15 protein-coding genes are annotated in these 14,562 nt (G+C 70.3%); 5 read left to right on the top strand and 10 right to left on the bottom strand.

The window, feature by feature from the left end; all coding sequences use genetic code 11:
- The first annotated feature begins 44 nt into the window (after positions 1–44).
- On the top strand, positions 45–698 hold the full coding sequence (locus WS96_RS30705; RefSeq protein WP_034205262.1) for a DUF1345 domain-containing protein: 654 nt from the start codon (positions 45–47) through the stop codon (positions 696–698).
- Between the two features lie 15 nt (positions 699–713).
- On the opposite strand, the gene WS96_RS30700 is transcribed toward WS96_RS30705, so the two are convergent.
- On the bottom strand, positions 714–1,382 hold the full coding sequence (locus WS96_RS30700; protein WP_034205261.1) for a glutathione S-transferase: 669 nt from the start codon (positions 1,380–1,382) through the stop codon (positions 714–716).
- 99 nt (positions 1,383–1,481) lie between these two features.
- Complete coding sequence (locus tag WS96_RS30695) at positions 1,482–2,189, bottom strand: class I SAM-dependent methyltransferase (protein ID WP_059837594.1); 708 nt, start codon at positions 2,187–2,189, stop codon at positions 1,482–1,484.
- Positions 2,190–2,490: 301 nt separating this feature from the next.
- Here WS96_RS30695 and WS96_RS30690 point away from each other — a divergent pair, with 301 nt between their 5' ends.
- Entirely contained in the window at positions 2,491–4,146 is a 1,656-nt protein-coding gene (locus tag WS96_RS30690) for a DUF3459 domain-containing protein (RefSeq protein ID WP_059785093.1), read from the top strand.
- 62 nt (positions 4,147–4,208) lie between these two features.
- On the opposite strand, the gene WS96_RS30685 is transcribed toward WS96_RS30690, so the two are convergent.
- From WS96_RS30685 to WS96_RS30665, 5 genes are all read right to left on the bottom strand, one after another.
- Complete coding sequence (locus WS96_RS30685; protein ID WP_059837592.1) at positions 4,209–4,793, bottom strand: thiamine phosphate synthase; 585 nt, start codon at positions 4,791–4,793, stop codon at positions 4,209–4,211.
- 25 nt (positions 4,794–4,818) lie between these two features.
- The gene (locus WS96_RS30680) at positions 4,819–6,162 is read right to left on the bottom strand and encodes a hemolysin family protein (protein ID WP_059825444.1); all 1,344 of its coding nucleotides are present in this window, start codon (positions 6,160–6,162) and stop codon (positions 4,819–4,821) included.
- 76 nt (positions 6,163–6,238) lie between these two features.
- The gene (locus WS96_RS30675) at positions 6,239–7,018 is read right to left on the bottom strand and encodes a sensor histidine kinase (RefSeq protein WP_059837590.1); all 780 of its coding nucleotides are present in this window, start codon (positions 7,016–7,018) and stop codon (positions 6,239–6,241) included.
- A 67-nt stretch (positions 7,019–7,085) separates the two neighbouring features.
- On the bottom strand, positions 7,086–8,009 hold the full coding sequence (locus WS96_RS30670; protein ID WP_059825661.1) for a DMT family transporter: 924 nt from the start codon (positions 8,007–8,009) through the stop codon (positions 7,086–7,088).
- Between the two features lie 41 nt (positions 8,010–8,050).
- On the bottom strand, positions 8,051–8,908 hold the full coding sequence (locus tag WS96_RS30665) for a LysR family transcriptional regulator (protein WP_059837588.1): 858 nt from the start codon (positions 8,906–8,908) through the stop codon (positions 8,051–8,053).
- Between the two features lie 113 nt (positions 8,909–9,021).
- Here WS96_RS30665 and WS96_RS30660 point away from each other — a divergent pair, with 113 nt between their 5' ends.
- The 3 genes from WS96_RS30660 to WS96_RS30650 all read left to right on the top strand — a co-directional run bounded on the left by WS96_RS30660 (position 9,022) and on the right by WS96_RS30650 (position 12,052).
- On the top strand, positions 9,022–9,405 hold the full coding sequence (locus tag WS96_RS30660; RefSeq protein WP_059837586.1) for a tautomerase family protein: 384 nt from the start codon (positions 9,022–9,024) through the stop codon (positions 9,403–9,405).
- 139 nt (positions 9,406–9,544) lie between these two features.
- A complete protein-coding gene (locus WS96_RS30655) occupies positions 9,545–11,161 on the top strand; it encodes a CHAD domain-containing protein (RefSeq protein ID WP_059837584.1) in 1,617 nt (538 codons plus the stop codon).
- A 45-nt stretch (positions 11,162–11,206) separates the two neighbouring features.
- A complete protein-coding gene (locus WS96_RS30650; RefSeq protein WP_059837582.1) occupies positions 11,207–12,052 on the top strand; it encodes a TOBE domain-containing protein in 846 nt (281 codons plus the stop codon).
- Positions 12,053–12,211: 159 nt separating this feature from the next.
- On the opposite strand, the gene WS96_RS30645 is transcribed toward WS96_RS30650, so the two are convergent.
- The 3 genes from WS96_RS30645 to modA all read right to left on the bottom strand — a co-directional run bounded on the left by WS96_RS30645 (position 12,212) and on the right by modA (position 14,460).
- Positions 12,212–12,913 carry a sulfate/molybdate ABC transporter ATP-binding protein gene (locus WS96_RS30645; RefSeq protein WP_034205251.1) on the bottom strand — a complete coding sequence of 234 codons (702 nt, stop codon included), beginning with the start codon at positions 12,911–12,913 and terminating at the stop codon, positions 12,212–12,214.
- Between the two features lie 64 nt (positions 12,914–12,977).
- On the bottom strand, positions 12,978–13,655 hold the full coding sequence (gene modB, locus WS96_RS30640; RefSeq protein ID WP_059501220.1) for a molybdate ABC transporter permease subunit: 678 nt from the start codon (positions 13,653–13,655) through the stop codon (positions 12,978–12,980).
- 10 nt (positions 13,656–13,665) lie between these two features.
- Positions 13,666–14,460 carry a molybdate ABC transporter substrate-binding protein gene (gene modA, locus WS96_RS30635; RefSeq protein ID WP_059837580.1) on the bottom strand — a complete coding sequence of 265 codons (795 nt, stop codon included), beginning with the start codon at positions 14,458–14,460 and terminating at the stop codon, positions 13,666–13,668.
- Positions 14,461–14,562 lie beyond the last annotated feature (102 nt).

The raw sequence follows: 14,562 nt of genomic DNA, 5'->3' as shown, positions 1-14,562 counted from the left end.
GTGCACCGGCCGAACCCTTTCCATCTGCTTTCGGGAATCGCACGATGACGTTTTATCCGCAGGTATTACGCAACCGGCCGCGCATGGTCGCGGCGTTCGTCGCAGGCTTGCTGTGCGCGGTGCTGCTGCCGTTTCCGCTGCGCCCGACCGTGCGGGCGCTGATCGGCTGGGATTGCGCGGTCTGGTTGTATCTGGTGCTGATGTGGGTGCGCATGGTCACCGCGCATCATCACAAGGTGCGCGAAGTCGCGATCCGCGAGGATGAAAACGCGACGACCGTGCTGACCGTCGTGTGCCTCGCGACCGTCGCGAGCGTCGCGGCGATCGCGATCGAACTCGCGACCGCGAAGAGCGTCGGCTTCCGCGCGGGACTCAGCCACTACGCGATAACGGGCGCGACGCTGTTCGGCGCGTGGTTCCTGATTCCGACGATCTTCACGCTGCACTATGCGCGGCTCTACTACGGCTCGCCGAGCGGCGATCGCGCGCTCCGTTTCCCGGACCGGAACCCGGAGCCCGATTACTGGGATTTCCTGTATTTCGCGTTCACGCTCGCGGTCGCGTCGCAGACGGCCGACGTGTCGCTCGCGAACCGCTCCGCGCGGCGCTCGGTGCTCGCGCAGTCGATCCTGTCGTTCTACTTCAACATGGCCGTGCTCGGCTTGTCGATCAACGTCGCGGCGGGGCTGCTGAGCTGACGCCGGTTACGCCGGTCACTTGAGCAGGTCGTACCGGCCGCCGCGCTCCAGCGCGCGCTGGTATGCAGGCCGGGCATGAATCGTGTCGAGAAAGCGCGCGATCGCGGGATACCGGCTGCCGCCGCCGCGCGCGGTCGCGGCTTCGAGCGGAAAGCTCATCTGGATGTCGGCCGCGCTGAAGCGGTCGCCGACGAACCAACCGGTGCGTGCCAGCGCGCCGTCGACATGGCCGAGATGCAGCGCGATCTGCGGATCGACGAAGCCCGACTGCAGCGTCGCGGCGATCTTGCGTGCGATCGGCCGCGCGAAGAACGGCATCGGCGCCTGCGCGATCCGCAGCGCGACGAGCTTGAGCAGCAGCGGCGGCATCGCGGACCCTTCCGCATAGTGAAGCCAGTACGTGTAGTCGTGCCGCTCGGGCGAGCCGGGCGGCGGCGCGAGGCGCCCGTCGGCGTAGCGTTCGACCAGGTATTCGACGATCGCGCCCGATTCGGCGAACGTGCGGCCGTCGTCGGTCACGACGGGCGACTTGCCGAGCGGATGGATCGCGCGCAATTCGGCCGGCGCGAGCATCGTCTTCGGATCGCGTTCGTAACGCACGATCTCGTACGGCACATCCAGTTCTTCGAGCAGCCAGAGCACGCGCTGCGAACGCGAGTTGTTCAGGTGATGGACGGTGAGCATGTCGAGGCCGAAAAGGGGGGCGGGAACGACATCATACCGAGCGCATGCGGCGCGTTCGCGAATCGCACGGCGCGTGCCGTTGCGCGCCGCATCGAGCCGTCATGCGCGCCGCACCGCGATCCATGCACCCCAGAACAGGCTCGCGAAAAAACGCAGCGGCGCATCGAAGCCCGCCTCGCGCAGCAGCGCGAACACGGCGTCCTCGGAAACGGGCGGATCGGCGCCCTGCAGGATCTTCGCGAGCTGCGCGCGCACGGCGTCGGGCGTGGCGCCTTTCATGCGCCAGCGCTGCTGCCAGGCGTCGAGCAGACGCGGGTGGTCCGCGTAGCGGCGATGGTTGCCGGCGAGCACGAGCGGTGCGCCGGGCTTCAGGCGTCGTGCGATCGCGTGCAGCAATGCGGCTTTCGCGTCGTCGCCCGGCACGTGATGCAGCACGCCGATCAGCGTCGCGCCGTCGAACGCGGGCGCGTCGGGCAACGCGTCGACGCCGGCCTCGACGAACGTCGTACGCGTGCCGAAACCAGCGGCCTCGACATTCGAGCGCGCGAGCGCGAGCATCGGCGCGGACGGGTCGACGGCCGTGAACTGCCAGCCCGGTTCGAGCGCGGCCGCGACGCAGATTTCCTGCCCCGTGCCGCCCGCGCCCGCGACGAGCATCCGCGCATCGGGCACGCCGATCGCCGACGCGAGCAGGCATGCGGCGAGTTCGTGGCACGCATCGTAGCCGGCGAGCGCGATGCGCGATTGCTCGGCGTATTCGTGCGCGCGCGACGGATCGAATTTCGCGGCGCTGGCGGGAAGCGACATGGCGGAGTTCCTCGGAGTGGGGCGGACGGCGTGTCCGCGGGCATGACGCAGAGCGTAGGGGCGCGTGGCCGGCGCAACAAGGCGAGCGATCATTCCGGTATGCCGACTACCCGACTCGTCGACCCGCACCAGCCGGCTTCCCGGGGTCGATTCGCATTTAAAAATGTCTGACCACGATGCATCGAGATGGCGAATCCGGCGCATACTCGTTTCTCTCCCCCGCCTGGCCGTCGCATGCCGGGCCCCGATGCGCTGCGCCATCGGCGCGGCCATGCCGCTCGGTACGCACGAGGAGCGCATGATGTCCGATTGTCCGCACGATCCGTACGCGCAGCACTACATCCATTGTTTGCCGTTTGGCGCGCAGCCCTGCGGCGCGCTCAGCACGGCGCCGCGCACGCATTTTCGCGTGTGGGCGCCCGGCAGCACTCACGTCCAGCTCGAACTCGATACCGGCTACGGCCCGACGCTCGTCCCGATGACGAGCGCCGGCCCGAACTGGTTCGAAGTCTTCGTCGACTGCGGCGCGGGTGCGCGTTACCGCTATCGTCTCGACGATACGGTGTCGATTCCCGATCCCGCGTCGCGCTCGCAACCCGAGGGGCTCAACGGCCCGAGCGAGGTCGTCGATCCGCGTGCGTTCAAATGGCGCAATACGTTCTGGCACGGGCGCGCGTGGGAGGACATCGCGCTGTATGCGATCCGCCCGCACGCGGTGGGCGGCTTCGACGGCGTGCGCCGCCGCCTGCCGCAGCTCGCGCGCCTCGGCGTGACCGCGCTGGAGCTGCTCGCATCGCCGCACGACAGCCTGCCGTTCGCGCCGCTCGCGGCCGAAGGCGGCCCCGACGCGCTGAAGGCGCTGATCGACGATGCGCACGGCTACGGTCTCGCAGTGCTGCTGGAGCTCGACTACGCGCGCTTCGGCAGCGGCACCGATGCGCTGCGCCACTACGCGGGGCCGTTCTTCCACACGCGCGACGATCCGCTGCAGGCCGCGCCGCTCGCGCTCGACCATCCGGAAGTCTGCGATTTCTTCTGCGACAACGCGCTGTACTGGATCGACGAATACCGCTGCGACGGGCTGCGCCTGCGCGAAGCCGACCGGATCGGCGTGTCGTGGCTGCGCGAGATCGCGGATCGCGTGCGCGCCGCCGTGCCGGCCGACCGGCTGATCCATCTCGTGCTCGGCAGCGAGCGGCATCCGGCCCATCTCGCCGATACCCATTTCGATGCGCAGTGGAACGGCTGCGGCGAACGCGCGCTGCACCGGCTCACGGGGCGCGACACGTCGGCGCATGAAGGCATTTCGATGCACCAGTCGATTCACACGCTCGCTCGCGCGCTGACCGCGGCCGGCGCGGCGTACCGGCCGGCCGCGCCGGCTGACGGCATGGCCGCCGACGGCGGCCTGTCGCTGACGTCGCTCGTCCTGTCCGATGGCGCATGGCGTGACGGCGGCCCGGGCGATCACGATGGGCAGGCGGCCGGTCTGGCCGGTCTGGCGCTGTCGCTGCTCACGCCGCAGATCCCGCTGATCTTCGACGAAACCGCGCGCGACATCGACCGCGCGCATTTCGTGCAGTCGGCGCTCGCGGTGCGCGCGAAGCTGATCGCGCCAAGGCTGTCCGATTGCCGGCCGCAGGACGCACGTGCGCTGAAAGCGGATGGCGACGGCGATGCCGACGCGCTGTGCGCATCATGGCGGCTTGCCGACGACGAAACGTTGACGATCGCGTTGAACCTGTCGCCCGAGGCGGTGCCGTTCGACGCGCCGCGAGGGCGCGTGGTGTTCGAGACGCCGGCGCGTGCGCGCGACCGGGTCGATGAGGGGGAGTTGCCGCCGTATTCGCTCGTCGCGTGGCTGACGGGCGACGTCAATCGCTACGCGCTGACGCACGATGTGCGTCGCATCGACGACGGTTCGTGGCGCGGGATGCGTCCGAACCTGAACGCGTGAGGCCGAGCGCGTGACGCGTCGGAGCCGGGCGCGGCCCGGTAACGCTGCCGGAAGGCGCCGAATTACCAGAACCCGCGGATGCCCGCGATGCCGTATGCGCCGTGACGGCGCGCCTCGTCGAGATGCGCGCGCGTCATGCCGCCGAGCGCGAACACGGGCATCGCGGCCTGGGCGGCCAGCGTGTCGAATTGCGCCCAGCCGAGCGTCGGCGCGCCGGGGTGGCTGAGCGTCGGCAGCACCGGCGACAGCGTGACGAAATCCGCGCCCGCACGCGCGGCCAGCAGCAGATCGTCGTGCGAGTGGCACGCGGCGGACACGCGGCGGCCGGCCGGCAGCGGTCGTTGCGCGACGGCGCGCAAGGCGGCGCCATCGAGATGCCAGCCGGCGCCGTCGAGCCGCATCACGCCGGCTGCATCGATCGGCCCGTTCAGCATCAGGGACGCGCCGGCTGCGTCGCAGCGGGCGAGCGCCGCGGCGGCCAGTGATGCGAACGCGGCCGCGTCGAGCGATTTCACGCGCAGTTGCACGAGCGTTTCGCCGCGCGCGAGCACGGCCGACAGCCGGTCGAGAAACGCGGCCCGATCGGCCGCCGACGCGGACGCCGGTTCCGGCGTGATCACGCAGCAGCGCGGCAGCGGCGCGTTCATCGCGCGACGACGCGGCGCGCGGCCGTCATTCGTCGGCCTCTTTCGCGATCTTCGGATAGACGCGCACGAGCACGATGCGCGGCCCGTTCATCTTCTTCACGACGACGTCGAAGCGGTCGAACGACACGCGCTGCCCTTCGGTCGGCAGGTCGTTGAGCGCCTGGATCACGAGGCCGCCGACCGATTCCGCGCGGCCTTCGTCGATGTCGATGCCGAGCGCCTGTTCGAGCGAGACGACGGGCAGGCTGCCCTTGCCCATCAACGTGCCGTCGTCGAGACGGCTCCAGTCGGCATCGCCCTGGCGGAACTCGTCGTGGATCTGGCCGACCAGCGCGCCGAGCAGGTTGTCGAGCGTCAGGAAGCCGATCGGCTTCTCGCCCTTGTTGCCCACCAGCGCGAAGTGCGGAGCGCCCTTGCGGAAGCGGCGGAACAGTTCGAGCGCCGGCGTGTCGGGCTTCACGTACTGGACCGGGCGCACGTAGTCGGACAGGTCGTCGAGCGCGGCGCCCGCGTGACGGGCGAGCAACAGGTCCTTCAGGTGGATCAGCCCGCTCACCTGTTCGCGCGACGCATCCTCGAACAGCGGATAGCGGCTGAAGCGGTGCCGCGCGACGATCTCCATGTTGTCGGGCAGCGGCAGGTCGCGCCGCAGGCCGATCATTTCATGGGCCGGCCGCATCAGGTCCGACACGGTCATCGACGAAAAATCGAGCGAGTGCGCGAGCGTGTTCCACTCGTCGTTGCTGTACGTGCCGCGCGCCGGCTGTGCCGCATTGCCGGCCGCGCTGCGGCGGCTGCGCAGGATCAGCTTCAGCTCGTCGGTCGAATAGTGCGCGTCGCCGCCGTGGTCGGCCGACAGCCCCGCGAGCCGTAGGACCGCGTTGGCGCTGGTATTGAGCACCCAGATCGCCGGATACATCGCCCAGTAGAACGCGTAGAGCGGCAGCGCGACCCACAGGCCGACCTTCTCCGACTGGCGGATCGCCATCGATTTCGGCGCCAGTTCGCCGACGACGATGTGCAGGAACGAGATCAGCGAGAACGCGAACACGAGCGAGATCAGGTGCACGACGCGTTCGGAGTGGACGCCGACCAGGTCGAGCAGCGGGCCGATCAGTTGCGCGAACGCCGGTTCGCCGACCCAGCCGAGGCCGAGCGACGCGAGCGTGATGCCGAGCTGGCACGCGGAAAGATACGCGTCGAGCCGGCCGTGCACGATGCCGAGGATGCGCCCGCGCAAGCCGTGCTTGCGGGCGAGGGTCTTGACGCGCGTCGCGCGGAGTTTGACGAGGCCGAATTCGGCCGCAACGAAGAACCCGTTCAGGGCCACCAGGAACAACGCGCCGATGAGCGCGAAGATCTGTAACAAAGAATCGCTCCGGTTATGACAGGCCCATCAGTATAGAGCCGGAAAGGAATTTGTAATGTATCGACCGGCCGCTTGCTTACACCGGCGCCTCGCAGGGAATCGAGAACGTGAGCGTGGCGGCGGCGCCGTCGGCGAACACGTCGTGCGTGAACGTGCCGCCGTGCGCGAGCGCGACGCGCTGGCACAGCGCGAGCGTCCACGCGCTGCGCTTTGCATCGCGCTCGCGCAGCATCTCGCGCCGGGCGAACGATTCGAACGCGTGCGGCTGCGCGGGATCGACGAGCGCGTCGGCGTTAACGGTGCAGGTGGCGCGCGCGGTGAATTGCGCGCCGTCGCGCGTGCAGGCGAATGCGACGCGGCTGCCCGCGGCACTGGCCTCGACGGCCGTCGTCAGCATGGTCCAGAGCGCCTGCGCGACGCGTTCGCGATCGACGGCGAGCGACGGTTCGCCGTCCGGCAGCGTCGTGTCGAGCGTGACCTGCCGTGCGTCGGCGAGCGCGAACCGCACGAGCGCGACCGTCTCGTCGAGCAGCGCGCGCAGCGCGAACGGCCGCGGCGCGAGCGTGAGCATGCGCGTTTCCGCGCGCGGCGCGTCGAGCACGCCGTCGATCAGCGCGACCTGTTGGTCGATGCCCGTGCGGATGCCCGCGAGCGCGCGCTGCAGGTTCGGATCGGCATGGGCGAGCTGGCGCTCGAGCACGTAGGCCCAGCTGTGCATCGCATTCAGCGGGCTGCGCAGGTCGTGCGACGCGATGGAGAGCGCCTGGTCGCGCAGGAATAGCGCCGCCTGGGCGGCGTAGTGCGCTGCGCGTTCGCGCAGCAGGTCGGCGGCGGGATCGACGGAAGTGGACGTCACGGAGCAGGCCTGTCGGAAGCGGTTGGCGTGGAAGTCACGCGAATCGCCATTATAGGGACGGTGGGCGTCACGCCGGCAGCGCGTCCTCGTCCTTTTTCCGTGCGTCGCCGTTCGGCAGCAACTGGCACGCGAGCAGGCCGGCCAGCATCAGCGCGCAGCCGACGAGCGCGCGCAGCGTCAGCGTTTCGCCGAGCGCGGCCCAGCCGGCGATCGCCGCGAACACGCCTTCCATGCTGAAGATCACGGCCGCGTGTGCGGGCGCCGCGTCGCGTTGCGCGACGACCTGCAGCGTATAGCCGACCCCGACCGACAGCAGCCCGCCGTACAGCAGCGTCGGCAGCGCGCCGCGCAGCATCGCGACGCTGACCGGTTCGACCGCCAGGCCGACCGCGAGACACGCGATGCCGCACACGGCGAATTGCAGGAACGCGAGCACGAGCGGATCGTGGCGTTTCGCGAGATGGCCGACCGCCATCACGTGCGCGGCGATGATGACGGCGCCCGCGAGCTGGAACCAGTCGCCGTCGAGTACCGCGAAGTGTTCGTCGATGCTGAGGAAATACAGGCCGACCGCGGCCAGCATCGCGCCGAACCACGTGCCCGCGCCGATCCGGTGGCGCGCGAACACGCCCATCAGCGGCACGATCACGACGTACAGCGAACTGATGAAGCCGGCGTTGGCGATCCGCGTGTATTGCAGGCCGAACTGCTGCAGCGAGATCGACACGGCGAGCAGACCGCCGAGCGCGACGCCCGGCAGCAGCAGGGCCGGTTCGCGCCGAATGGCCGCGAGCTGCGCGCGCGACGCCGTATTCATCATCAGCAGCGGCACGAGCACGAGCGCGCCGAGCAGGAAGCGCAGCCCGGTGAACAGGAACGGCCCGATCACGTCGAGGCTCAGGCGTTGCGCGACGAAAGCGGAGCCCCAGATCGCGGCGGCGGCGAGCATCAGCAGATTGGCGCGGAGGTGCTTGCGGGCGTCGGGCTTCATCGGCATTCGTCTGGAGATTGCGGGCGGTGGAGCCCGCTAGTTTACGCCGAGATTGCAAGGCTGTCGGCAAACCTGCGCAGCGCGGCGGCGGCCCGGGCGTCGCGTACGCGCGAATACAGCACGACCTGCGATTGCGGCAGCGGCGGCAGCCCGAATTTCGCGCCGACGTCGACCAGCGTGCGCGGGGCGACGCGGCGCGCGAGCGGGCAGACGGCCAGCCCCGCCGCGGCCGCCGCCGTGACCGCCGCGACCCCGCCGCCCGTGAAGCGCTCGCGCCAGGGCAGCCCCGCGCGGTCGAGCGCGCGCAGCGCGGCGGCCCGCACGCCGCAGGGGCCGGCCAGCACCGCGAGCGGCAGCGGCTCGCCGGCGCGCGGCGTCCAGTCGGGCGCGGCGAGCCAGGCGAGCGGCTCGGTGAACAGCGGCGTGCCGTCGTCGCGCGGCGGATCCTCGCCCGGCTCGTGACGGACGATCACCGCGTCGAACCGCCGTTCGTCGTATTGCGGAAGCAGGCTCGTCGACGCGCCGAGATGCATTTCCAGCGACAGTCCCGGATCCTGCCGGTGCAGGCTCGTGAGCACGGCCGGCAGGTCGGGCACCGCGACGTGCTCGCTGACGCCGAGCGACAGGCGGACCGTGCCGGTCGAGATCGCGCCGAGCGCGTGCTCGTGCGCGTCGAGCAGCGCACGGGCGGCCGGCAGGAAATGCTCGCCGTCGGCGGCCAGCTTGACGACGCGCGGCGTGCGCGCGAGCAGCGGCTTGCCGAGATGGGCTTCCAGCCGCTTCAGCTTCAGGCTGACGGCCGATTGCGTGGTGCCGAGCGCATCGGCGGCGCGCGTGAAGCTGGCGAGGTCGGCGACCAGCACGAACGCGCGGACGGCATCGAGGTCGAGTACTTTCATTTCAAATGAAAATGAATGAAATATCCGTCAATGACTGTTCATTATAGATCGGCGCGCCTAACCTGACGCTGTGTTTTCGTTCTTCAACGTCATTCACCGACAGGAGCAAGACCATGCCAATGACCCGTATCGCCGTACGCGAAGGCAAACCGGCCGCCTACCGCAGGGCCCTCGTCGACGGCGTGCACCGCGCGCTGATGCAGACGTTCAACGTCCCCGAGGACGACATCTTCATGGTCGTGACCGAGCACGCGGCCGAGAATTTCGTGTTCGGCCGTCATTACTACGATATCGAGCGCAGCGATGATCTCGTGATGATCCAGATCACCGCGAACAACACACGCACGCTCGAGCAGAAGCGGGCGTTGTACCGGACGATCGTCGAGAACCTCGCGCAGCAGCCCGGCGTGCGGCGGGAAGACGTATTCATCAGTCTCGTCGAGGTGCTGAAGGAGAACTGGTCGTTCGGCAACGGCATCGCGCAATACGCCGTCTGACGTGCCGGCTTGACCTGCCACAGGGAGACAGGGCCGGATCGTCGCCTGCGCGCTTTTGGGGCGTGTACTATGGAAGTTGCTTCACGAGCGACGCCGGCGCGGTCGATGCGCCGGCGATCCTTCATGTGCAGGAGCCTCCATGTCGCGTGTGCTGGAAATCGTGCTGTCGTTGTCGCTGGAAGGGTGGCCGGTCAAGGGCGCAAGCCGCGCCCGGGGCGCGCAGCGCGACTTCGGCGCCGAACTCGTGCGTGCGTGGCGGATCTGCCCGCAGGTCCGGATGCGGCGCGGCCACGAGCGCGTGACGATCGCGCCGTGCCAGATCGAGGAGGCCGAGCGGAGTCCCGGCGCGAACTGGTGGACCTGGGTCGAATCGAACGCGCATGGTACGCGGGTCGTCGCCTCGCGCACCGCGACGTTCGCCCCCGGCGTCACGCAGCGCGAACTGTTCGACGCGGAGCACGCGGGCATCGCGGTCGCGACGCCGCTGCCGATACCCACGCCGAGTGCCGCAGCCGGTGCCGACGCACGGGCCGCCGTCGGCGGCGATGCACCGGACACCGACGAAGCGCGGTCCCAGGCGTCGGCGCTGCGCGTCGTCAGCGAACGGCGGCGCGGGCGCTGGGCCGACGACAGCGGCGTCGTGGTCGAAATGACGCTCGACGACATCACGCTGCACGGCGGCGGCGAGCCGCCGCGCCGCCACGTCGAGCTGCGCCTGGCCGCGCCGGACTGGGAAACCGTGGCCGCGCGCACGGCCGCGCTGTGCGCGTTGTTTGCCGCTGCGCGCGAACTGAGCGGCGCGTGGCCCGCCTTCGTGCAACTGACGAGCGTGATCGACCGCGCCTGTGCGGGCGGCCCGCTGGCGCCCGCGCTGGTCAAGGCGCAATCCGTCGACCTGACCGGCATCCGCACCCAGCGCGCCGCGCTGTTCGCGCTGTCCGGCGACATCACCGCGCAGTGGCTCGGCAACGAATGCGGCGTGCTCGATCGCGACGATCCCGAATTCGTGCACCAGATGCGCGTCGCGCTGCGCCGCCTGCGCACGCTGATGCGCTTCTTCCCGCGCTTCACCGACCGTCAATGGAAGGACACGCTCGGCGTCGACCTGCGCTGGCTCGCCGCGCTGCTCGGCACGGTGCGCGACTGGGACGTGTTCGCGACCGAGAGCCTGCCCGCGCTGATCGCGGCCGACGGCGGCGGCAGCGACTGGGACGGCACGCTCGACGCCGCCCGCGCGCAGTCGATGGCCGCGCGCGTCGAGCTGCGGCAGGCGCTGCATTCGGCCCGCTATGCGCGGCTGACGCTCGGCTGGCTCGAATGGCTGAGCGCGCTCGCGCTGCCGGCGGCCGACGGCGACGACGCGCCGTCGCTGCGGCGTCACGCGTCCAAGCGCGTGCGGCGGCTGTTCGGTCATCTCTACGCATCGCCGTCGCTCACGTCGCTGGACACCGAGGCACGCCATCGGGTGCGGATCGATGCGAAGCGGCTGCGTTATGCCCTCGAATTCTTCGCGTCGCTCGCGTCGCGCCGCACGCGCAACGAGACGGTCAAGACGCTCACGCGCGTGCAGAGCGTGCTCGGGGAGGCGAACGACGCGATGGTCGCGCTGCATCATCTCGAACAACTGGCGGCGCCGCCGTACCAGCTCGGTTTCGTGCGCGGCTACGGCGCCGCGCTCGAACAGCGGGCGGCGCGCGACGCCGAGGCGCTGCTGGCCAGCCTGCGGGCGCCGAAGCTCGGCGGCAAGCCGGGCTGACGCCGCGCGCGCCGCCCCTATAATGGCCGCCCGTATCCCGCACGCATGCCGATGACGACCGACGCCCCGCATTCTTCCTCGTCCGCCGGACCGCTCGAACTGGGCGGCGAGCTGTGGCTGCGCGCCGGCGAACAGACGCTCGGCGGCGCGACGCGCATCGCGCTGCTCGCGGCGATCGGCGACACCGGCTCGATCACGCGCGCGGCGAAGGCCGTCGGCCTCAGCTACAAGGCCGCGTGGGACGCGGTCGACACGATGAACAATCTCGCCGGCGAGCCGCTCGTCGCGCGTTCGACGGGCGGCAAGGGCGGCGGCGGCACGACGCTGACGCCGCGCGCGACGTCGCTGATCGCCGCATTCCGCACGATCGAGCGCGAGCATCGCCGCTTCATCGAGGCCGCGAGCGCGGCCGTGGCCGGCTTCGACGTCGACTGGGCGCTGATCGGCCGGATCGGGGTGAAGACGAGCGCGCGCAACCAGTGGTTCGGCAAGGTCGCGTCGATCGTGCGCGGCACGGTCAACGACGAGGTGACGCTTGCGCTGCCGGGCGGGCAATCCGTCGTCGCCGTGCTGACGCACGAAAGCGCCGACGCGCTGGGGTTGCGGGAAGGCGCGAGCGCATGCGCGCTGGTGAAGGCGTCGTGGGTCGTGCTCGCGGTCGACGACGGCGGGGCCGAGCTGAAGGTGTCCGCGCGCAACCGGCTGTGCGGCAGCGTCGAAGCCGTCGCGGCGGGCGCGATAAACAGCGAGGTGACGCTCGCGCTCGACGGCGGCGGGACGCTGACGGCCGTCGTGACCAACGACAGCGTCGACGCGTTGCAGCTCGACGCCGGCCGGCGCGCGATCGCGCTGTTCAAGGCGTCGAGCGTGATACTGGCGGTGACGGGCTGACCGGGCAGTGCGGCTCGCCGCGGGACGGAGCGAAGCCGGCGCCGCACCCGTTTGCATCGCACCGGCTTCGTTTCCGCTTTCAGCATGTGCCGCGATGCGGCGTCTCTCAGGCTTCAACGTGGCGGCCAGCGCCACGGTCACGACCACGGCGTCGCGCGTTCAGACGACGCGCGTCGGCCACTCGGCGTGCGGCGCGCTCGCCAGCACGCGTCCTTCGCTCAACTGCACGACCTGGTCGCCGAAGGCGGCGACGTCGTCGGGGTCGTGCGAGATCAGCACCATCGGGATGTCGAGCCGCGCCTGCAGTTCGGCGAGCTCATGACGCATGCGCTGGCGCATCGCGCCGTCGAGCGCCGCGAACGGTTCGTCGAGCAGCAGGATGCGCGGCTGCGCGACCAGCGCGCGCGCGAGCGCCACGCGCTGCTTTTGCCCACCCGACAACTGCGACGGATACTGCCCGGCGAGCGATTCGAGATCGAACGCGCGCAGCCAGTACGCGACCTCCGGCGGCACCGTTTTCGCGCGCGGGTTGCGCAGCCCGGACGTGAGCCCGAACGCGATGTTCTGCCGCACGTTCAGATGCGGAAACAGCGCGTAGTCCTGGAACAGATACGCGACCCGGCGTTCGCGGGTCGGCACGTCGATGCGGCGCGCGGCGTCGAACAGCGGCTCGCCGTTCAGCGCGATCGTGCCTTCGTCGGGCGTCAGCAGTCCGGCGATCGCCTGCAGCGTCATGCTCTTGCCCGCGCCGGACGGCCCGAACAGCACGACGCGCTGCGTCGTCGCCGTGAACGACATGTCGAGCGTGAAGCGGCGCTCGGCGTTCGCATAGGTCTTGCGGATATCGACGACGAGGCTCATTCGACCCTCCGCCGAAGCGGGCCGGCTACCGCACGGTGCCGGCGATACGGACGGGACGGGCGCTTCATGTCAGTTGGCTCCGCCGGGCGCGCGACGGCACGAGCCAGCCGGTCGCGAGCAGCACGAGCACGCAGGTGATCGACGTCACCAGCACGAGGAAGTTGGCCGTGGCGTCGTCGCCGGCCTGCACGGCCGCGTAGATCGCGACCGACAGCGTCTGCGTGCGGCCGGGCAGGTTGCCGGCGATCATCAGCGTCGCGCCGAATTCGCCGAGCGCGCGCGCGAACGCGAGCAGCGCCCCCGCGAGGATCCCGCGCGCGGCGAGCGGCAGCGTCACGCGGAAGAACACCGCCCCTTCGCCGAGCCCGAGCGTGCGCGCGGCGCGCTCCAGATGCGGATCGACGCCCTCGAACGCCGCGCGCGCCGATTTCAGGATCAGCGGAAACGCGACGACCATCGACGCGATCACCGCACCCTGCCACGTGAACACCAGCGCGATGCCGAGCGTGTCGAGCCACGCGCCGAACACGCCGCGCCGGCCGAGCAGCACGAGCAGGTAATAGCCGAGCACCGTCGGCGGCAGCACGAGCGGCAGCGTCAGCACGGAATCGACGACGTCGCGCAGCGGCGAGCGCCAGCGCGCGAGCACGAACGCCGCCGCGACGCCGAGCACGATGTCGAGCGCGGTCGCCCAGCCGGCCACCTTCAGCGACAGCAGCAGCGGGACCCAGGCGTCTTGCATCGCGATACGCTCACTTGGCGGGCTTGAAGCCGAACGTCGACAGCACGGCCTGGCCCTGCGGCGACGCGACGAAATCGATGAACGACTGCGCCTGCGCGGCGTGGCGACTGTCCTTGACCACGGCGATCGGGTAGGTGATGGCCGTCCGGGTCGGCACCGTCAGCGCGACTTTCACGCGACCCGGCATGATCGCGGCGTCGGTGCCGAACACGAAGCCCGCGTCGACCTCGCCGCGCGCGACGTAGTCGAGGCTCTGGCGCACGTTGGCGGCGAGCACGCCCTTCGCGCTGACGGCGTCCCACACGCCGGCCGCGCGCAGTGCGCCCTCGGTGTAGCGGCCGACCGGCACCGAGGCCGGGTCGCCGTACGCGATGCGCTTCACGCCGGGCGCGGTCAGGTCGTTCAGCGACGTCGGCGCGGCCGCGTGGCTGTCCGCCGGCACGATCAGCACGAGCGAGTTCGCGGCGAAATCGCGGCGCGTGCCGGGCACGATCACCTTCTCGTTGACCGCGCGATCCATCGCCTTCTGGTCGGCCGACGCGAACACGTCGGCCGGCGCGCCCTTGGCGATCTGCTGCATCAGCACGTCCGACGCGCCGAAGTTGAACAGCACCTTGGTGTCGGGATGCTGCTTCTCGTACGCGTCGCCGACGGCCTTGAATGCATTCGTCAGGCTGGCGGCCGCCGACACGACCAGTTCGTCGGCGGCGGAAGCGGACGCGCTGAACGCGACCCCGGCGGCAAGCGTGACGATCGGCAGCAGGCGAAGCAGGGCGCGGCGAAGCGGACGGACGGTTGAGCGCATGGGGATTCGTGTCGAATGGGTGGAAACCGTAATCGTAATATAGGGCGGGTTATAACGCTCGACATACTGCTCATGCGGCGGTGCGCATGAAATGGTCAGACG

Origin of the sequence: Burkholderia sp. MSMB1835, assembly GCF_001526365.1 — a bacterium.
In the GTDB taxonomy this organism is placed as follows: domain Bacteria; phylum Pseudomonadota; class Gammaproteobacteria; order Burkholderiales; family Burkholderiaceae; genus Burkholderia.
Note: the sequence above shows the minus strand (reverse complement) of the source record. Positions and strands in the feature narration are given on the sequence as shown.